15 protein-coding genes are annotated in these 20,653 nt (G+C 65.6%); 13 read left to right on the top strand and 2 right to left on the bottom strand.

The genetic code is table 11. From position 1 onward, the window contains the following. Positions 1–127 precede the first annotated feature (127 nt). From GYK42_RS03345 to GYK42_RS03285, 13 genes are all read left to right on the top strand, one after another. A complete protein-coding gene (locus GYK42_RS03345) occupies positions 128–1,570 on the top strand; it encodes an IgA Peptidase M64 (RefSeq protein ID WP_166446333.1) in 1,443 nt (480 codons plus the stop codon). Between the two features lie 431 nt (positions 1,571–2,001). Beyond that, positions 2,002–2,187: a hypothetical protein gene (locus GYK42_RS03340; RefSeq protein ID WP_166446332.1), complete on the top strand. Its 186-nt coding sequence runs from the start codon at positions 2,002–2,004 to the stop codon at positions 2,185–2,187. Beyond that, a complete protein-coding gene (gene fabI, locus GYK42_RS03335) occupies positions 2,184–2,966 on the top strand; it encodes an enoyl-ACP reductase FabI (protein WP_205711263.1) in 783 nt (260 codons plus the stop codon). Before GYK42_RS03340 ends, fabI begins: the two co-directional genes overlap by 4 nt. Before the next feature lie 10 nt (positions 2,967–2,976). Next, positions 2,977–4,425, top strand: coding sequence for an efflux transporter outer membrane subunit (locus GYK42_RS03330; RefSeq protein ID WP_166446607.1), 1,449 nt, complete (start codon positions 2,977–2,979; stop codon positions 4,423–4,425). An 18-nt stretch (positions 4,426–4,443) separates the two neighbouring features. Beyond that, positions 4,444–5,517, top strand: coding sequence for an HlyD family secretion protein (locus GYK42_RS03325; RefSeq protein ID WP_166446331.1), 1,074 nt, complete (start codon positions 4,444–4,446; stop codon positions 5,515–5,517). 2 nt (positions 5,518–5,519) lie between these two features. Next, positions 5,520–8,267, top strand: a complete 2,748-nt coding sequence (rbbA, locus tag GYK42_RS03320) for a ribosome-associated ATPase/putative transporter RbbA (protein WP_346768052.1) — start codon at positions 5,520–5,522, stop codon at positions 8,265–8,267. Between the two features lies 1 nt (position 8,268). Further along, positions 8,269–9,393, top strand: a complete 1,125-nt coding sequence (locus tag GYK42_RS03315) for an ABC transporter permease (RefSeq protein ID WP_166446329.1) — start codon at positions 8,269–8,271, stop codon at positions 9,391–9,393. 48 nt (positions 9,394–9,441) lie between these two features. After that, positions 9,442–11,706: a DUF3141 domain-containing protein gene (locus GYK42_RS03310; protein WP_277346553.1), complete on the top strand. Its 2,265-nt coding sequence runs from the start codon at positions 9,442–9,444 to the stop codon at positions 11,704–11,706. A 9-nt stretch (positions 11,707–11,715) separates the two neighbouring features. Then, a complete protein-coding gene (locus GYK42_RS03305; protein WP_166446328.1) occupies positions 11,716–13,131 on the top strand; it encodes a bifunctional enoyl-CoA hydratase/phosphate acetyltransferase in 1,416 nt (471 codons plus the stop codon). Beyond that, the gene (locus GYK42_RS03300) at positions 13,128–14,345 is read left to right on the top strand and encodes an acetate/propionate family kinase (protein ID WP_166446327.1); all 1,218 of its coding nucleotides are present in this window, start codon (positions 13,128–13,130) and stop codon (positions 14,343–14,345) included. Before GYK42_RS03305 ends, GYK42_RS03300 begins: the two co-directional genes overlap by 4 nt. Before the next feature lie 214 nt (positions 14,346–14,559). Next, positions 14,560–15,036, top strand: coding sequence for a hypothetical protein (locus GYK42_RS03295; protein ID WP_166446326.1), 477 nt, complete (start codon positions 14,560–14,562; stop codon positions 15,034–15,036). Between the two features lie 163 nt (positions 15,037–15,199). Continuing rightward, positions 15,200–17,530, top strand: a complete 2,331-nt coding sequence (locus GYK42_RS03290; RefSeq protein ID WP_205711262.1) for a M43 family zinc metalloprotease — start codon at positions 15,200–15,202, stop codon at positions 17,528–17,530. Between the two features lie 13 nt (positions 17,531–17,543). Then, complete coding sequence (locus GYK42_RS03285) at positions 17,544–17,891, top strand: hypothetical protein (protein WP_166446325.1); 348 nt, start codon at positions 17,544–17,546, stop codon at positions 17,889–17,891. Here the strand turns inward: GYK42_RS03285 and GYK42_RS03280 are convergent. Beyond that, positions 17,888–18,076, bottom strand: a complete 189-nt coding sequence (locus GYK42_RS03280) for a helix-turn-helix domain-containing protein (RefSeq protein ID WP_035822224.1) — start codon at positions 18,074–18,076, stop codon at positions 17,888–17,890. The genes GYK42_RS03285 and GYK42_RS03280 overlap by 4 nt on opposite strands. Before the next feature lie 189 nt (positions 18,077–18,265). Further along, a complete protein-coding gene (parC, locus tag GYK42_RS03275; RefSeq protein ID WP_166446324.1) occupies positions 18,266–20,620 on the bottom strand; it encodes a DNA topoisomerase IV subunit A in 2,355 nt (784 codons plus the stop codon). Between the last annotated feature and the right edge of the window lie 33 nt (positions 20,621–20,653).

The following is a 20,653-nucleotide window of genomic DNA, read 5'->3' as shown; positions in this document are numbered from 1 at the left end:
GCTTTGCACGCTTGCTTCCTGTCGCTACAATGTGCCGCAGCGGTTTTTCCCGCGCCTGCCGGGCAGGCCCGCCGATTGTTTGGAAAACCGTTCCCTTTACCTGTTTTTCTACCGTTTTAGGAATGACATGCAGCAGACCCCGATTCGATCCTTCCTCTGCGCGCTGGCGCTGGCCGCCGGCATCGTCCCTGCCGCGCAGGCGGCCGATGCGCCGCTGCCGGCCACCATGCGCCTCGATTACCAGCACAGCGGCAATGCGCTGGGCGAGCATTACGCGGTCGAGCGCGTGCTGGTCGAGCCCCTGCCATGGCCGGGCAACCTGGCGCGTCCCATCGATGACAGCAACCGCGGCAACAATATGCTGGAAGTGGTCGACATCAAGTCGGGCAAGGTGCTGTATTCGCGCGGTTTTTCCACCATCTTCGGCGAATGGGCCAGCACCGATGAAGCGAAAACCACCACGCGCGCGTTCCAGGAGTCAGTGCGCTTCCCGCAGCCCGAGCAGCCCGTACGCGTGCGCATCCTCAAGCGCGACGAGCGCGGCCTGTTTTCCATTGTGTGGAGCACGGACGTCGATCCGGCCGCGCAGGACGTGATCCGCAGGCAACCGCCTGCGCCCGTCAAGCCGATCCCGATCCGCATCAGTGGTCCATCGTCCGGCAAGGTTGACCTCTTGATCATGGGCGACGGCTATACGGCGGCGGAAATGGGCAAGTTCGAAGCGACGGCGCGCAAGCTGGCCGAGCATCTTTTCACGGTGTCGCCGTTCCGCGAGCGGGCCAATGACTTTAACGTGTGGGCCATGGCCGCACCGACGCAGGAGTCGGGCGTGTCGCGCCCATCGACGGGCGTGCACCACGCTTCGCCACTGGGCACGCGCTACGACATCTTCGGCAGCGAGCGTTACGTGCTGACGACAGACAACCGCGCGCTGCGCGACCTGGCGCAGTACGCGCCGTACGAATTCATCGAAATCCTCGTCAATAACGATACCTACGGCGGCGGCGGCATCTTCGGCCAGTTCAGTACGGCGGCGGCGAACAACGACTGGGCCAACTACCTGTTCGTGCACGAATTCGGCCACCATTTCGCCGGCCTGGCCGACGAGTACTACACCTCGCCCGTGGCCTATCAGTCGAATGGAGAGCGCCAGGAACCGTGGGAGCCGAACGCCACGGCGCTGCGCGATCCGGCCAAGCTGAAATGGAAGAACCACGTAAAGGCGGGCACGCCGCTGCCCACGCCATGGCCGAAGGAGGCGTACGACAGCCATGCGCGCGAATACCAGAAACAGCGTGCGGCCCTGCGCGCTGCCAACCGCCCGGAAAACGAGATGAGCGACTTGTTCAAGGCCGACCTGGCGTACACGCAGCAGCTGTTCTCGAAGGCGCCGCAGCGCCATGCGGTGGGCGCCTTCGAAGGCGCCCACTACGAGTCGTCCGGCTACTACCGCCCCGAGATGCAATGCATCATGTTCGACCGCAGCGAGACGTTCTGCTCCGTATGCCAGGATGGCATCAGCACCATCATCGACCTGTATTCGCGTCCGGCTCCGGCGCCGGGCAAATAAGGCCGTGATGTTTTAGTCAGCAGTAAGGCCAGGCGGGCCATGTTGCATCGCAATAGCATGGCCCCCATTTTTGCACGTTCCCGCCTGGCGCCTCGCGCCAGGTCGCTCCACCGCTTGTTTTCCAGGCAATCTCCCCTTCTTTTGCACGGCCGCTTTTCTGTGCGCCAGCCCCACGATGCTATCAAAAAAGCACCGCGATTCGCTTGCTTGTCAATTAGTTCATTTAAATAATATTGATGTAGAATTTGATCTACATCAATGTTGCATTGCCGCAATCGCACTTATAGTTGACCAAGCTCAAAACGATAAGCATGCGGACCGGACTCATCGCGAATCACGTATCTAAATGCTGTAGAGTAATTTTCGCCCTGTACCAGTTCCCCGAGAATGCACTGGTGCCGGCCTCGAATTTCAGTAACGGAAGCCGATTCATGAAGATGCAGACCCCCGCGCCTGACGCGTGCAGTACCCTCCATCCCCACACTCCGATTGCCTTGCCGTATGCACGCGCCGGCGGCGTCACCCTGGCCATGTGCGCCGCCGCCATGCATGCGGGAGCCGTGCGCTGCGTGCATGCGGCCACGCCGTGGCCCGCCCTGCGTCCAGTCCCGGCATGACGGCCCCCTTGCCGTACCTGCCCTTGCAGGGCAAGCGGGGGCTGGTGGTGGGCATCGCCAATGCGCAAAGCATCGCCTGGGGCTGCGCCGGCGCCTTGCGCGCGGCCGGCGCCGAACTGGCCGTCACCTGGCTCAATGACAAGGCCAGGCCGCACGTGGAACCGCTGGCGCTGCAAGTGCAGGCGTCCATCATGGCGCCGCTCGACGTGGCCGTGCCGGGGCAATTGGAGGCGCTGTTCGCGCAGATCGAACGTCAGTGGGGGCGCATCGACTTCGTCGTCCATTCCATCGCCTACGCGCCGAAACACGATTTGCATGGCCGCGTGACGGACAGTTCCGCCGACGGCTTTGCGCAGGCGATGGATGTCTCCTGCCACTCCTTCATGCGCATGGCGAAACTGGCCGAACCGCTGATGCCGGATGGCGGCAGCTTGATGACCATGAGTTATCTGGGCGCCGAGAAAGTCATCGCCGACTACGGCCTGATGGGGCCCGTGAAGGCGGCGCTGGAAGCGTCCGTGCGTTACCTGGCGGCCGAACTGGGGCCGCAAGGCATCAGAGTCAACGCCATTTCGCCCGGTCCCCTGGAGACGCGGGCCGCTTCCGGCATCGCCCATTTCGACCGCCTGATGGCCGACGCCATCGAACGTTCGCCCATGCGCCGCCTGGCCACCATCAAGGACGTGGGCGCGCTGTGCGCCTTCCTCGCCGGCGACGGCGCGCGCGCCATCACGGGCGGCACACTGTACGTCGATGGCGGCTACAACATTCTGAATTGACTGGAAGATGATGACCATGGCTGTTTTCACTTTGCCACACCGCGCCATGCTGGCCGCGCTGGCAACCACGCTGGCCCTGGCCGGCTGCGCCTCGATGGCGCCGCCCTATGCGCCTCCGCCGCTGCCCGTGGCGGTGCAGTATCCGGAAACCGATCCGGCCGGCGCGCACGCGCCCGACGTCGCCTGGCAAAGCTATTTTGCCGACCCGCGCCTGCAGGCGCTCATTGCGCAGGCGCTGGCCAGCAACCGCGATATCCGCATCGCCGCGCTGCGCGTGGAAGAGGCGCGCGCCGCGTATGGCATCCAGCGCGCGGAGCAATTTCCCACCATCGCGCTGGGCGCCTCCGGCAGCCGTGCGCGCGTGCCCGGCGACCTGAGTCCGACGGGCCGCGCCATGACGAGCGCGCAGTACCAGGCGGGCTTGAACGTGAGCGCGTGGGAACTCGATTTCTGGGGCCGGGTGCGCAGCCTGAAAGACAGCGCGCTGCAAACCCTGCTGGCCAGCGACGAGGCGCGCCGCGCCGTCGGCGTGGCCCTGGTGGCGCAGGTGGCCAACGGCTACCTGGGCTTGCGCGAACTCGACGAAAGGGTGGAACTGGCCCGCGCCACCGTCGACAGCCGCGCCGAATCGCTGCGCATCTTCACGCGCCGTTTTGAAGTCGGGTCGATTTCCAAGCTGGACCTGACGCAGGTGGAAACCCTGCTCAGCCAGGCCCTCTCGCTGTCGGCCCAGCTGGAACAGGCGCGCGCCGTGCAGGCGCACGCACTGGCCCAGCTGGTGGGCGGCCCCGTCGATCTGACGCCGGTGGCTGGCGAGATGCGCCGCTTCGACGACGCCAGCGTGCTGCAGCCGCTGCATGCGGGCTTGCCCTCGGCCTTGCTCACGCAGCGTCCCGACCTGATCGCGGCCGAACACCAGCTGCGCGCCGCGCAAGCCAATATCGGCGCAGCGCGCGCCGCCTTCTTCCCGACGATTTCGCTGACGGCCGCCTACGGCACGGCCAGCGCGGAATTGAACGGTTTGTTCGACTCGGGCAGCGGCGCCTGGAATGTCGCGCCGCGCCTGGTGCTGCCGATTTTCGATGCGGGCCGTTTGCGCGCCAATATGGACCTGGCCGAGGTGCGCCGCGACGTGGCCGTGGCCAATTATGAAAAGAGCGTGCAGGGCGCGTTCCGCGAAGTGGCCGACGCGCTGTCGAACCGGCGCTGGCTGGCGCTGCAGGTCGACATCGGCAAGACGACGTTGGCCGCGCAGAGCGAACGGGCGCGCCTGGCCAAGCTGCGCTACGACAATGGCGCCGCGCCCTACCTGGAAGTGCTCGACGCGCAGCGCGACCTGCTGACGGTCGAGCAGCAGCTGGTGCAGACGCGCCGCGCGCTGCTCTCGAGCCAGGTCAGCCTGTATGCGGCCCTGGGCGGCGGCGCGCCCGTCGCCTCTGCCGCCGCTTCCACCCACTAATTTGATCGCCCCGATACCATGAATGCTCAACTGAAGAAAAAACTCATCCCCGCGGCGCTCGTCGTGGCTGTTCTCGTGCTGGGCTATGTGGCCTGGCAAAAAATGCGTCCCACCGGTCCTGGCGAAGGTTTTGTCAGCGGCAATGGCCGCATCGAAGCGACGGAAGTCGACGTCGCCACCAAGCTGGCGGGGCGGGTCAAGGAGATCCTCGTGCGCGAGGGCGACTTCGTCAAGGCGGGCCAGCCGCTGGCCACCATGCAGGTGGACTCGCTGGCGGCCCAGCGCGACGAGGCGCGTGCGCGCCAGCAGCAGGCATCCGATGCGGTGGTGGGCGCGCAGGCGCAGGTGGCGGTGCGCGAGAGCGACAAGGCGGCCGCGCTGGCCATGGTGGCGCAGCGTGAAAGCGAACTCGATGCGGCCAGGCGCCGCCTGGCCCGCTCCGAGACACTGTCGAAAGAGGGCGCGTCCTCGGTGCAGGAACTCGACGACGACCGCGCCCGCGTGCGCAGCGTGGCCGCCGCCCTGAATGCGGCCAGGGCGCAGGTGACGGCGGCGCAGGCGGCCATCGACGCGGCAAAAGCGCAGGTGGTCGGTTCGCGTTCCGCCGTCGTGGCGGCCGAGGCGACGACGGCGCGCATCGATGCCGACCTGGCCGACGGCCAGCTGGCGGCGCCGCGCGACGGCCGCGTGCAATACCTGGTGGCGCAGCAGGGCGAAGTGCTGGCCGGCGGCGGCAAGGTGCTCAACCTGGTCGACCTGTCGGACGTCTACATGACCTTCTTCCTGCCCGAGACGGCGGCCGGCAAGGTGGCGCTGGGCGGCGAAGTGCGCATCATCCTCGACGCGGCGCCCCAGTACGTGATTCCCGCGACGATTTCGTTTGTCGCCGCCAGCGCGCAGTTCACGCCGAAGACGGTGGAAACGGCCAGCGAACGCCAGAAACTGATGTTCCGCGTGAAGGCGCAGATCAGCCGCGAACTGCTGCAAAAGCATCTGGCCCTCGTCAAAGTGGGCTTGCCTGGCGTGGCCTGGGTGCGTCTCGACGCGAAGCAGGCCTGGCCCGCTGAATTGACGGCGAAGGTTCCGCAGTGACTGTGGCTTCCACATCCCCAGTCGTCAGCATCCGCGGCGTCAGCCAGCATTACGGCAAGACGGTGGCGTTGGACGGCATCGACCTGGACGTGCCGGCCGGCCGCATGGTGGGCTTGATCGGGCCCGATGGCGTGGGCAAATCGAGTTTGCTGTCGCTGGTGGCGGGCGCGCGCGCCGTACAGCTGGGCAGCGTGATGGCGCTGGGCGGCGACATGCGCGATGCGCGCCACCGCGACGACGTCTGCCCCCGCATCGCCTACATGCCGCAAGGGCTGGGCAAGAACCTGTATCCGACCCTGTCGGTCGAGGAAAACCTGCAGTTTTTCGCGCGCCTGTTCGGCCACAACGCGGCCGAGCGCCGCCGCCGCATCGACCAGCTGACCCGCAGCACGGGCTTGCAATCGTTCCTCGCGCGCCCGGCGGGCAAGCTGTCGGGCGGCATGAAGCAGAAGCTGGGCCTGTGCTGCGCGCTGATCCATGATCCCGACCTGCTGATTCTCGACGAGCCGACGACCGGCGTCGATCCGCTGGCGCGCGCCCAGTTCTGGGACCTGATCGCCGGCATCCGCGTGCAGCGCCCGCAAATGAGCGTGATGGTGGCCACCGCCTACATGGACGAAGCGCAGCGCTTCGATTGGCTGGTGGCCATGGATGACGGCAAGGTGCGGGGTACGGGCACGCCGGCCGAACTGCTGGCGCGCACGAACAGCAGCAACCTGGAAGCGGCCTTCATCAAGCTGTTGCCCGAAGCCAAGCGCGCGGGCCACCAGCCCGTCGTCATCACGCCGCTCGATGCCGCCAGCGCGCAGGATGTCGCCATCGAAGCGCAAGACCTGACCATGCGCTTCGGCGATTTTACGGCCGTCGACCATGTGAATTTCCGCATCGGCCGTGGCGAAATCTTCGGTTTTCTCGGCTCGAACGGCTGCGGCAAGTCGACCACGATGAAGATGCTCACGGGCTTGCTGCCGGCGACGGAAGGCAAGGCCTGGCTGTTCGGCAAGCAGGTCGATTCCAGCGATATCGACACGCGCCGCCGGGTCGGCTACATGTCGCAGGCCTTCTCGCTGTACAGCGAGCTGACGGTACGCCAGAACCTGGTGCTTCACGCGCGCCTGTTCCACGTGCCAGAGGGCGAGATACCTGCGCGCATCGACGAGATGGCGCAGCGCTTCGACTTGCGCGCGGTGATGGACGACTTGCCCGACAGCCTGCCGCTGGGCATACGCCAGCGCTTGTCGCTGGCCGTGGCCATGGTGCACAAGCCGGAAATGCTGATCCTTGACGAGCCCACGTCCGGCGTCGACCCCATCGCGCGCGACAATTTCTGGCGCCTGATGATCGAGCTGGCGCGGCGCGACCGCGTCACCATTTTCATTTCCACCCACTTCATGAACGAGGCCGAGCGCTGCGACCGCATCTCGCTGATGCATGCGGGTAAAGTGCTGGTCAGCGATGCGCCGGCCGAACTGGTGCGCAAGAAGGGCGCGCCTTCGCTGGAAGCGGCCTTCATCGCCTACCTGGAAGAGGCGGGCGGCGGCACGGCGGCGGGGGCGGTGCAGGAAACGCCGGCGCCCGTGCAGAAAGCTGAAACGGCCGCAACGCAACAGGGACACCGGCGCAGCCGCTTCAGCCTGGGCCGCATGCTCAGCTACATGTGGCGCGAGACGCTGGAGCTGCGCCGCGACCCCGTGCGCCTGACCCTGGCGCTGGGCGGCTCCGTGCTGCTGCTGTTCGTCATCGGCTTCGGCATCAGCCTCGACGTCGAAGACTTGAGTTACGCGGTGCTCGACCACGACCAGACGACGTTGAGCCAGAATTACACGAACAACCTGGCCGGCTCGCGCTATTTCATCGAGCGAGCGCCGTTGCGCGACTATGCCGATATCGACAAGCGCATGCGTAGTGGAGAACTGTCGCTGGCCATCGAGATCCCGCCCGGCTTCGCGCGCGACGTGCAGCGCGGCGCGCCGGCACAGGTGGGCGCGTGGATCGACGGCGCCATGCCGATGCGCGCGGAAACCGTGCAAGGCTACGTGCAGGGCATGCACCAGCTGTGGCTGGCCGACCAGGCCCTGCACCGTTACGGCATTAAGATGAACAATCCGGTGGCCATCCAGACCCGCTACCGCTACAACCCTGACGTGAAAAGCCTGCCGGCCATGGTGCCGGCCGTGATTCCCTTGCTGCTGCTGATGCTGCCGGCCATGCTGGCGGCGCTGTCCGTGGTGCGCGAAAAGGAGTTGGGCTCCATCATCAACCTGTACGTGACGCCCGTCACGCGCCTGGAATTCTTGCTCGGCAAGCAGGTGCCGTACGTGGCGCTGGCCATGTTCAACTTCCTTCTCATGGCGCTGCTGGCCGTCACCGCCTTCGGCGTGCCGGTCAAGGGCAGCCTGGCGACCCTGATCGGCGCCACCTTCATCTTCAATATCTGCGCCACCGGCATCGGCCTGTTTGCCTCGACCTTTACGCGCAGCCAGATCGCGGCCCTGTTCGTGACCATGATCGGCACCATGATCCCGGCCATCCAGTTTTCCGGCCTGCTCAATCCCGTCTCGTCGATGGAAGGCGTGGGCAAGGCCATCGGCCTGATGTACCCGGCCACGCACATGCTCAATATCAGCCGGGGCGTGTTCAACAAGGCGCTGGGACTGGGCGACCTGCACGCCTCGTTCTGGCCATTGATCATCGCGATACCCGTGATCCTCGGCGTGACCGTGGCGCTGCTGAAGAAGCAGGAGAGCTGATATGCGCCACCTTGAAAATATCTACCGCCTGGGCGTGAAGGAAATCTGGAGTCTGATCCGCGATCCCATGATGCTGATCCTGATCCTCTACACGTTCACTTTGGCCATCTACGTGGCCGCCACGGCCAAGCCGGAAACCCTGCACATGGCGTCGGTCGCCATCGTCGACGAGGATGGCTCGCCGCTGTCCGGGCGCATCGCCTCGGCTTTCTTCCCGCCCCAGTTCACGCCGCCGGCCATGATCAACCAGAGCCAGGTCGACGCGGGCCTGGACGCGGGACAGTACACCTTCGTGCTGACGATTCCGCCCAAGCTGCAGGCCGACGTGCTGGGCGGACGCCAGGCGGAACTGCAGCTGAACGTGGACGCCACGCGCATGAGCCAGGCCTTCAGCGGCAGCGGCTACATCCAGCAGATCGTCGCTGGCGAGATATCGGAATTCGCCAAGCGCTACCGGGGCGCGACCGTCTCGCCCGTGGAGCTGGTGATGCGCGCGCGCTTCAACCCGTCGCTGAGCCAGGCCTGGTTTGGCTCGCTGATGGAGCTCATCAACCAGGTGACGATGCTGTCGATCATCCTCACCGGCGCGGCGCTGATACGCGAGCGCGAACACGGCACCATCGAGCACTTGCTGGTGATGCCCGTGACGCCGGCCGAGATCATGCTGGGCAAGGTCTGGTCGATGGGCCTCGTGGTGCTGCTGGCCGCCGCCCTGTCGCTGAACCTCGTGGTGCGCGGCATGCTGCACGTGCCTATCGAAGGCTCGATCGCGCTGTTCCTGTGCGGCGCGGCGCTGCATTTGTTCGCCACAACGTCAATGGGCATTTTCCTCGCCACCGTGGCGCGCAGCATGCCGCAGTTCGGCATGCTCCTGATCCTCGTGTTGCTGCCGCTGCAGATGCTGTCGGGCGGCAGCACGCCGCACGAAAGCATGCCGGAACTGGTACAGAACATCATGCTGATCGCGCCGACCACGCATTTCGTCGAATTGAGCCAGGCGATCCTGTACCGGGGCGCCGGCATCGACGTGGTGTGGAAACCGTTCCTGGCCCTGCTGGCCATCGGCACGGCCCTGTTCACGTTTGCCCTTGCCCGTTTTCGCAAGACCATCAGCCAGATGGCGTAGCCCCCGCGCCGGAATGGTCCGGCGTGTGTTTGCATGAAAAGGATAGCCATGAAGACCGAAGCTGCACCATTTTTTTCCCCCGGCGGCTTGCCGTCGCTGGGCGTGCTGGGCGACTATGCGCGCGACTCGTGGCAGCGCATCGTGCTGTACGCGGACGTGATGCGCCGGCGCGGCAACCAGTACCAGGAACACATGGCCGAGGAAGTGCCGAACGTGCTGGACTTCCCCGCCGAACTGGTGATGTCGGGCCTGGAGCTGGCGCGCCCCGTCAATTACGGCCTGGCGCGCATCCTGACGCCCGATGCGCCCGAGCCCGATCCATCGAAGCGGCCATTCGTCGTCGTCGATCCGCGCGCCGGTCATGGTCCCGGCATCGGCGGCTTCAAGGCCGAGAGCGAGATTGGCGTGGCCCTGCGCGCCGGCCATCCATGCTACTTCATCGGCTTCCTGCCCGATCCCGTGCCGGGACAGACGGTGGAAGACGTGATGCACGCCGAGGCGGCCTTCCTGGAAAAAGTCATCGCCCTGCATCCGCACAGCGAGGGTAAACCCGTCGTCATCGGCAATTGCCAGGCGGGCTGGCAAATCCTCATGACGGCGGCCATGCGCCCGGAATTGTTCGGTCCCATCATCGTGGCCGGCGCGCCCGTGTCGTACTGGGCCGGCTGGCATGGCCGCAATCCGATGCGCTATGCCGGTGGGCTGATGGGCGGCAGCTGGGCCACGGCCCTGGCGGGCGACCTGGGCAACGGCCGTTTCGACGGCGCCAGCCTGGTACAGAATTTCGAAAAGCTGAACCCGGCCAACACCCTGTGGAGCAAGCAGTACAACCTGTACGCGAACATCGACACGGAAGCGCCCCGTTACCTGGAATTTGAAAAATACTGGGGCGGCCACGTCTTCCTCAACGACGTCGAGATGCAGTACATCGTCGACAATCTGTTTATCGGCAACCGCCTGGCCACGGCCGAATTGATCACCTCCGACGGCGTGCGCCTGGACTTGCGCAATATCCGTTCGCCCATCGTCGTATTCTGCTCGAACGGCGACAACATCACACCGCCACCACAGGCCCTGGGCTGGATCACGGATCTGTACCGCGACGACAAGGACGTGCTGATGCACGACCAGACCATCGTCTACGCCGTGCATGACAGCATCGGCCACCTGGGCATCTTTGTGTCGGCCAAGGTGGGGCACAAGGAACACCAGAAATTCGCCAGCAATATCGACCTGATCAACCTGCTGCCGGCCGGTATCTACGAAGCGAGGATCGTTGACAAGACGCCCGACACGCCGAATGCGGACCTGGCCAGCGGCGACTACGTGCTGCAGGTCGAGCACCGCGGCATCGACGAGGTGCGCGCCATCGTGCAGCCCAGCATGGAAAACGACCGCAAGTTCGCCGCCGCCGCGCGCGTGTCCGAAGTGAACCTGGCCCTGTACCGCACGTTTGCGCAGCCGTGGGTGCGCGCCATGGTCACGCCGCAGACGGCGCGGTTTTTGCAGCTCGCGCACCCGCTGCGCGTGTCGTACGAGCGCTGGACGGACCACAATCCGCTGGCCAGGCTGGTGGCCAAGGAAGCGGACAAAGTGCGCGCCCAGCGCCAGCCGGTATCGCCCGACAATCCGTTGCTGGCCATGCAGGAAGCCATCTCCGGAGCCATCACGGCCGGCTTGAACGGCTGGCGCGACTGGCGCGACATGGTGCAGGAAACGACCTTCGACCTGGTGTACGGTTCGCCCCTGGTCCAGGCGCTGACGGGACAAGCCATCGGCGATACGACGCCGCCGCGTCCCCATCCAGGCATCTCGCCCGAGCATTGCGAATACGTGCGCTGCGAAACGCGCAAGATGGACGAGGACATGCAGCGGGGCGGCCTGGTGGAAGCGGCCGTGCGCGCGCTGTTCTACATCTACCGCTTCCGCATGATCGCCGACGAACGCAGGGTCAACCTGGCCCTCAAACTGATCAAGCCGCAATACCGGCAGGATGTCGGCATGGAGGAATTCCGCGGTATCGTGCGCCAGCAGGCGCGCCTGATGCTGCATGATTTCGACGCCGCCATCGCCGCCTTGCCGGCCTTGCTGTCGCGCGCCGACCCGGACGACATCGGCGCGCTGGCCGAGTGGCTGCAGCAAGTGTTGCAAGTGCCCGAGGCGCCGACGCCGGACGAGGAAGCGAGCTTGCAGCAGATGCTGGACGTCTTCGACCGCGCGGTCAAGGCGCAAGCGAAGGCGCTGCCGCCGGACGCGCACACATCCGCTACCGGCCCCAAAGCCAAACCGGCCAAACACATTACCCCTGCATAGAAGACCACGATGACTACTCCCCAAGACGACGATCTGAATATCGTACGCAACCGCACCTTCGACCAGATCGCCATCGGCGACACTGCCAGCATCACGCGCACCCTGAGCATGGACGATATCGCCCTGTTCGCGGTGATGTCGGGCGATGACAACCCGCAGCACCTCGATACGGAATTTGCCGCCGCCACCCGCTACGAGGGCGTGATCGCCCACGGCATGTGGGGCGCGGCCCTTATTTCCGCCGTGCTGGGCACGCGCCTGCCCGGCGCCGGCACCGTCTACACGGGGCAGACCCTGCGCTTTTTACAGCCCGTGCGCGTGGGTGATACCCTGGCCATCAGCGTCACCGTCACGGCCCTCGAGCCGCGCAGCCGCCACGTTACCCTGGTTTGCCGCTGCGTCAACCAGCATGGCGCAGTGGTGCTCGATGGCGAGGCGCAGGTGATCGCGCCGGCCGAGCAGATCGAACGCAAGCGCGCCACCTTGCCGGAGGTACGCCTGCATAACGGCGACGGCACGCGGCGCCTGCTCGAGCACGCGCGCACCCTGGGCCCGATCAGGGTGGCCGTGATCCACCCTTGCGATGAATTGAGCCTGTCAGGCGCGCTTGACGCTTACGCGGCCGGCCTGATCACGCCCGTGCTGGTGGCGCCGCGCGCGCGCCTGGAAGCCGTGGCGTTGGAGGCGGGCCTGAGCCTGGACGGCATCGCCATCGAGGACGTCGAACATAGCCATGCAGCCGCCGCGCGCGGCGCCGAACTGGCGGGCAAGGGCGAAGTGGAAGCCTTGATGAAGGGCAGCCTGCACACGGATGAACTGATGTCGGCCGTGCTGTCGGCCAGCGCCGGCCTGCGCACCAAGCGCCGCATCAGCCACTGCTTCCTGATGCAGACACCCGCGTATCCGCGCCCCTTCATCATCACGGATGCGGCCATCAATATCGCGCCCAACCTGGCCATGAAGGCCGACATCGTGCGCAACGCCATCGACCTGGCGCACGTGATCGGCGTAGCCTGCCCGCGCGTGGCCATCCTGGCCGCCGTGGAAACGGTGAACGCAGACATGCCGGCGACCCTGGACGCGGCCGCCCTGTGCAAGATGGCCGACCGTGGCCAGATCAAGGGGGCGATCCTCGACGGCCCGCTGGCTTTTGACAACGCCGTGTCGATCGCCGCCGCCACCGTCAAGGGCATCGTCTCGGAAGTAGCCGGCCGCGCCGACATCTTGCTGGTGCCTGACCTGGAAAGCGGCAACATGCTGGCCAAGCAGCTCGAATACATGGGCGACGCCGACAGCGCAGGCATCGTGCTGGGCGCGAAGATTCCCGTGATCCTGACCAGCCGCGCCGACTCGCGCGCCAGCCGCATCGCCTCGTGCGCCATCGCCGTGATGCTGGCCAACCATTACCGGAGCACGCCCCCATGAACGCACCAGCCACCCATGCAGATGGCACCCTGATCCTGGTGCTCAATTGCGGCTCGTCGAGCATCAAGTTCGCCCTCTTCGAACAAAGCGGCGGCGTGCTGCCGCAGCAGGCGCAATGGAGCGGCAAGGTCGAAGGCATCGGCCGTGAAAACGCCACGTACCGCGCCGGCGGCCTGCCGGCCACCGCCTTGCAGCTCGATGCGACGCAGCCGCATCACGCGGCCCTCGAATACATCCGCGCGCAAGTCGTGGCGCAGCTGGATGGGCGCCCACTGCGCGCCGTGGCGCACCGCGTGGTGCATGGCGGCAGCAAGTATTTCGCCCCCGTACGCATCGATTTCACCGTGCTGGCCGACCTGAAAAGTTATGTACCGCTGGCGCCCCTGCACCAGCCGTTCGCGCTCGAAGCGATAGAGGTGCTGCTCGAATCGCGGCCCGACATCGCCCAAGTGGCGTGCTTCGACACGGCCTTCCACCACACGGTGCCGCAGGTCGAGCAGATGCTGGCCCTGCCTTACGACGCGTGGGAGCGGGGCTTGCGCCGCTATGGCTTCCACGGCCTGTCGTACGAATACCAGTCGCTGGTGCTGGAGCAGAGTTTTGGCGCCGTCGCGCGCGGCAAGGTCATCGTGGCCCACCTGGGCAGCGGCGCCAGCCTGTGCGCCATGGACAATCTGCACAGCGTGGCCACCACCATGGGCTTTTCCGCGCTCGACGGCTTGATGATGGGCACGCGCTGCGGTTCGCTTGATCCGGGCGCCGTCATCTACCTGATGGAGATCGAAAAACTGTCGCTGGAAAAAGTGGCGCACGTGCTGTACCACGAGTCGGGCTTGCTGGGCGTGTCGGGCGTGTCGGCCGACCCACCGGTGCTGCTGGCGCAGCAGGACCGGCAGGATGCCACGGGCGAGCGCATCCGCGCCGCGCTGGCTTTATATATCCGCCGCATCGTGCGCGAGATCGGCGCCCTGACGGCCGTGCTCGGTGGGCTGGACATGCTGGTGTTTACGGCCGGTATCGGCGAGCACAGCGCCGAGCTGCGCCAGCGCATCTGTGCCGAGCTGGGGTTTATCGGCCCCGTGCTCGATGCGGAGGCCAATGCGCGCAACGCCAGCCGCATTTCCACCGATGCCAGCCGCATCGTGGTGGGCGTGGAGCCGGCCAACGAGGAGTGGGTGGCTGCCCGCCACGCGGCCCTGGCCGTGGGCGCATGAGGCTATGAGACCTGCATCGCACTCAATGGAAAATTTGCCGAATTACACATATTTTCCGTTGAGTGCGCTAACGCACTGTGTGGTTTGCCAGATATCTTTACTATGAAGTCATGCCATTGCGCTACATCAAGAAGCAGCGCGATGCCTGGCAAATTTTGAACATTTTGCCCGCCTTTAGTAAGAATAAAATTAAACCATATTGAAAGGTCTCATCATGAACAAATTACTCGCCACCCTGATCGCTACCCTGTTTGCCACCGCTGCCATCGCGCAAACGGCGCCAGCTACCCCAGCCGTTGCCAGCGCCCAGGCGTCTGCGCAGCATGACATCAACAAGGCTGCCAACAAGGAAGCCAAAGTTGATGCCAAGGCTGACTCCAACGTCGCCAAGGCCGAAATGAAGGCCGACGAAAAGAAAGCCGACGCCCAGCACAAGGCAAATAAAACCAAGGCCAAGGCCCACGACAAAGTGGTCGACGCCGATCCGGAAGACAAGATGAAAGCGCAAGCCAAGGCTGACAAGGCCGCCGCCAAAGCGGATGCGAAAGCGCACAAGGCCGCCGTGAATGCGGATGCCAAAGTGGCCAAGGAAAAAGTGGAAGCGAACCAGGATAAAGCCATCGCCGCCACCAAGACGGAAGAAGCCAAGGCCAAGGCCGACGCTGAAGTCAAGGCTGCCGCCGCCAAGTAATGCACCGTTTGCAGGCCACGGCCTGCAAGCCAAAAAGACAGCTTCGGCTGTCTTTTTTTTCGTCCGCCACTTTTCCCTGGCCCGCTTGCCAGTCTTGATCTCGCGCAAATGCTCCTCTTTTCGCCGTGCCATAGTGAATTGGCACACAGACGAAGGAGACATCATGAGCACCGCTAAAACGAAAAAATCGCCGGCCACCGGTTCGGCGGAAGGCGCGCCAGCCACGTCCGCCACGCAGTCCATGCCGGTTGAAGGCGACATGCAGGCCGGCGCCGATGCGGCGGGCGACGACGCCATGCGGGGGCAGCGCCTGGGCGTGTCGTACGCGGACCAGGCGGCGCTCGCCCAGGGCACGGCGGCCGCGAATGCCGGCGACATGCCGGGCGGCGGGATGCAGCAGGCATCGCAGGCCATGGCCGGCGCCAGTTGCATGCAGGTGGGAGTTGGCGGCGGCATGGGAGGCGATGGTGGCGGGAGTGGCGGCATGGGGGGTGATGGAGGACAGGGCGGCGGGCAGGGTGGCGGCACGCCGCAGACGCGCACCTGCGCCACGATGGACGTGCATCGCCGTCTGCTGACCGAAGATCCAGCGTACGCGAACGTGCGCGCCGATATCGAAAACCTGGCCGGACTGTACGAGGGCGACGGCAGCATTGCCGGACGTGCCGGCGTGACCCACATCCCGGTGGTCGTGCACGTGGTGTGGAATACGGCCGCGCAGAATATCTCGGATGCGCAGATCGCCAGCCAGATCGATGTGCTCAATCGCGACTTCCGGCGCGTCAATCCGGACGTCAACAGCACGCCGGCGCCGTTTCTGCCGCTGACGGCTGATGCGCGCGTGGAGTTTGCGCTGGCCACGACCGATCCGCATGGCGCGGCCACCAGCGGCATCGAGCGGCGCCAGACGACGGTGGCCTCGTTTGGCGCGGACGATGCCGTCAAGTCGCAGGCGACGGGCGGCATGGATGCCTGGCCGGCCGACAGCTACCTCAATATCTGGGTCTGCCAGCTCGGTGGCGGCTTGCTGGGCTACGCGCAGTTTCCCGGCGGCCCGGCCGCCACCGACGGCGTGGTGATACTGCAATCGGCCTTTGGCACGACGGGCACGGCGGCGCCGCCGTTCCACCTGGGGCGCACGGCCACGCATGAAATTGGCCACTGGCTGAACCTGAACCATATCTGGGGTGACGACGGCACCGGTTGCTCGGGCACGGACAACGTGGCCGACACGCCGAACCAGGGCGGGCCGAACACGGGCCAGCCCTCGTTTCCCCAGGTGTCGTGCAATAACGGGCCGAATGGCGACATGTTCATGAACTACATGGATTACGTCGACGATCCCGCGATGTTCATGTTCACGGCAGGCCAGGTGGCGCGCATGCAGGCTTGTCTCGATGGCCCGCGCGCCAGCATCGGCACGGGCGGGACGGGCGCAGGCGCCACGCCGCGCCAGGGTTCTTCCCCCGTCGTGGCCTGGGGCGCGAACCGCCTCGACGTCTTCGTGGTGGGCACCGACCGCGCGCTCTTCCACAAGGCCTGGAATGGCACGGCCTGGGCGCCGTCCGTCACCGGCTATGAAGCGCAGGGCGGCATTTGCACCAGTGCGCCGCAGGTGGTGTCGTGGGGGCCGAACCGGCTCGACGTGTTCGTCACGGGCACCGACAGCGGCTTGTTCCACAAATGGTGGAACGGCACGGCCTGGGGACCGTCTCTGACCGGCTATGAAGCGATGGGCGGCCTGTGCGTGGGCGACCCGCGCGCCGTGGCCTGGGGGCCGAACCGCCTCGACGTGTTTGTCGTCGGAACGGACCGCGGCCTGTATCACAAGTGGTGGAACGGGTCCGCCTGGGGGCCATCCTTGACGGGCTATGAAGCCATGGGCGGTCTGTGCCTGGGGCAGCCGGAAGCTGCGACCTGGGGGCCGAACCGCCTCGATGTCTTCGTCGTCGGCACGGACCGGGCCCTGTACCACAAGTGGTGGGACGGCACGGCCTGGGGACCGTCGCTGACGGGCTATGAACGCCTGGGCGGCATCTGCACCTCGTCGCCGAAAGCCGTGGCGTGGGGACCGAACCGCCTCGACGTCTTCGTCACGGGCACCGACGGCGCGCTGTACCATAAATGGTGGGATGGCGCGAAATGGGGGCCTTCCAACGATGGTTTCGAACGCCTGGGCGGTGTCTGCGTGGGCGAGGTGGAAGCCGTGTCGTGGGCGCCCAACCGGCTCGACCTGTTCGTCATCGGCACGGACAGCGCCCTGTATCACAAGGCGTGGAATGGCACGGCCTGGACACCGTCCCTGACGGGCTTTGAAAACCTGGGCGGCGTGTGTACCTCGCGTCCGCGCGCCACGGCCTGGGCGTCGAACCGCCTCGACGTGTTTGTCACGGGCACGAATGGCGCCCTGTTCCACAAGGCGTGGAACGGCACGGCCTGGTCGCCCTCCGTGACTGGCTATGAAAACCTGGGCGGCGTGGTATCGTGTTTCTGAGGGAGGGATCGCCATGCACGACATGACCACGGCACTGCCCAGCGGCAGCTGGACGCACTCGTTCGAGGAAGATGCGGACGGTATCGAGGTGTACCGGCCCACGGCCACGTTTGCCTTTCCTCCCAGCCGCAAAGGGCGCAAGGTGCTGGAATTCGGCGCCCCCGCCGGCGCCATGGCGCAAGGGGCGGCGACCTTGACGTCGATGGCGCCCGGTCCCGACGACCGGCCCCGCGCCGGCCCCGTTACCCGGCTGGTGCCCCTGGGCATGGGCCGCTATGCGCTCGGTGACGATGCGGGCGCGCAGGATGTGATCGATATCGTCGAAGCGACGCCCGAGGTGCTGCGCCTGTCGCGGCGCTAAGGCTGGCCGCGCAGCTTGTGCGCGAGCGCCGTGCGGTTGCCCACGCCCAGCTTCTGGTAAATCGCATGCAGCTGGTTGCGCACGGTGGCCGGCGACTTGCCCAGTTCCCTGGCGATGCTTTTATACGGCAAGCCTTCGGCCGCCATGGCCGCCACCAGCCGCTCGGCCGGGGTCAAACGCTGCATGGCAGCCTGCCTGAAACGTTGTTTCTCATCCCTGTTCTCCTGTCCGTGGGCGGCATGCCGGTGGCATGCCTGCAGGGATAACGGGGACGCGCGCGTATTTGCAAAACTATCTGTAAAACTATTTTTTCCGCGGCGATAGGCGAAAAAAAAGACAGGCGAACCTGTCTTTTTCGTATGGCGCGATGCCGGTCAGCCGATGGCCGCCATCGAAACAGGCTTCAGCTTGGCCGCCAGCGCCTTGCCTTTCTTCGAACGCTTGCCGAAGTGGTCGGCCAGGGCCGTAGCGCCCAGCGACGCATCCTGCGGTTTCGACGCCCGGCCGATGCCGGAGACCACCACGCCGCGCTGGGTGATCGGTTGCACGGCGAGCAGCTTGTCCTTGGCATCGAGGTCGATCAGCTTGACGCCGGTGCCGCCCTTGGACAGGGTTTTCATTTCATCGAGGCCGAACACCAGCAGGCGCGCGCCTTCCGTCAGGCAGGCCAGGGCGCTGGCTGTCTCGGCGATGACCTTCGGTTCAAGCGGCACGTCGCCGTCGTCCAGGGTGATGAAGGCCTTGCCGCCTTTCAGACGGCTCGTCATGTCGCCCGCCTTGGCGATGAAGCCGTAGCCGGCGCTCGACGCCAGCAGCAAATTGGTGGCGCCATTGCCCGCAAAGTAGTGCAAGATGCGCACGGCGTTGCCCGGCGTGCCGCCGCTCAGGTCACACAAGGTCGTGATCGGCACGCCGTCGCCGCGCGCGTTGGGCAGCGCCGAGACGGGAACCGAGTAAATCTTGCCGTTGTTGCCAAAGCCCAGCAGGGTGTCGACCGTGCGGCACTCGAAGGCGCCATGCAGGCTGTCGCCCGCCTTGAAGGTGAACTGCGCCGCATCGTGGCCGATGCCGGTACGCGCGCGCACCCAGCCTTTTTCCGAAATGATGACGGTGACGGGTTCGTCGACGACCTTCTGTTCGGCCACGGCTTTCTGCGCTTCCTCGATCAGGGTGCGGCGTGCGTCGCCGAATTGCTTGGCGTCCGCTTCGATTTCGCGGATGACGGCGCGCTTCATCGAGCCCGGGTTGTCGAGCAGGTCTTGCAGCGATTTTTCTTCCTTGCGCAGCTCGGCCAGCTCCTGCTGGATCTTGATCGTTTCCAGGCGCGCCAGCTGGCGCAAACGGATTTCCAGGATGTCGTCGGCCTGGCGTTCGGACAGATTGAACGCGTCGATCAGGGCCGCTTTCGGTTCATCCGAATTGCGGATGATCTGGATCACCTTGTCGATATTGAGCAGGATCGCTTCGCGCCCTTCCAGGATATGGATGCGGTCCTTGACCTTGCCCAGTTTGTAGCCGGTGCGGCGGGTGACGGTCTCGAAGCGGAAGTCGATCCACTCGCGCAGGATGTCGCCCAGGCCTTTCTGGCGCGGACGGCCGTCGCCGCCTATCATCACCAGGTTGATCGAAGTCGACGATTCCAGCGACGTGTGCGCCAGCAGCATCAGCATGAATTCCGTCTGGTCCTGGTTTTTCGACTTCGGCTCGAACACGAGGCGCACGGGGGCGGCGCGGCCCGATTCGTCGCGGATGGTGTCGAGCGAATTGAGGATCAGCGCCTTCAGGGCCACCTGGTCCGGCGACAGCGCCTTCTTGCCCAGCTTGATCTTCGGATTCGTCAGTTCTTCGATTTCTTCCAGCACCTTTTGCGACGAGGTGCCAGGCGGCAGTTCCGTCACGACGGCTTGCCACTGGCCGCGCGCCAGTTCCTCGATCTTCCAGCGCGCGCGCACCTTCATGCTGCCACGGCCGCTCGCGTACATATCCTGGATCTGCGACGGCGGCGTGATGATCTGGCCGCCGCCGGGGAAGTCCGGGCCGGGAATGATGGCCATCAGCTCGGCGTGCGTCATCTTCGGATCGCGAATCATGGCGACGGCCGCTTTCGCCACTTCCGCCAGGTTGTGCGACGGGATTTCCGTCGCCAGGCCCACGGCGATGCCGGAGGCGCCGTTCAGCAGCACCATCGGCAGGCGTGCCGGCAGCAGCTTCGGTTCTTCCGTCGAGCCGTCGTAGTTGGGCTGGAAGTCCACCGTGCCCATGCTGATTTCATCCATCAGCAGCTTGGCGATCGGCGTCAGACGCGCTTCCGTGTAACGCATGGCCGCCGCGCCGTCGCCGTCGCGCGAGCCGAAGTTGCCCTGGCCATCGATCAGCGGGTAGCGCAGCGAGAAATCCTGCGCCATGCGCACCAGCGCGTCGTACACGGACTGGTCGCCGTGCGGATGCAATTTACCGAGCACGTCGCCGACCACGGCCGCTGATTTGCGGGGCTTCGCCGTGGAGTTCAGGCCCAGCTCGTTCATCGCATACAGGATGCGGCGCTGCACGGGCTTCTGGCCGTCGCACACGTCGGGCAGGGCGCGGCCTTTGACGACGGAGATGGCGTAATCGAGATAGGCGCGCTCGGCAAAAGTGGACAGGGTCAGCGCTTCGCCGTCGAATACCGGTTCATCCGGCTCGATCGGCTCAGGCTGGGCATCGTCAAATAAATTGGTTTGTGTGGACATGGCGCTTGTTTCGGTGTTGAGTGGTTGCGGTTG

The organism is Janthinobacterium lividum (assembly GCF_011601275.1).
GTDB classification, from domain to species: Bacteria; Pseudomonadota; Gammaproteobacteria; order Burkholderiales; family Burkholderiaceae_D; genus Janthinobacterium; species Janthinobacterium lividum_E.
Note: the sequence above shows the minus strand (reverse complement) of the source record. Positions and strands in the feature narration are given on the sequence as shown.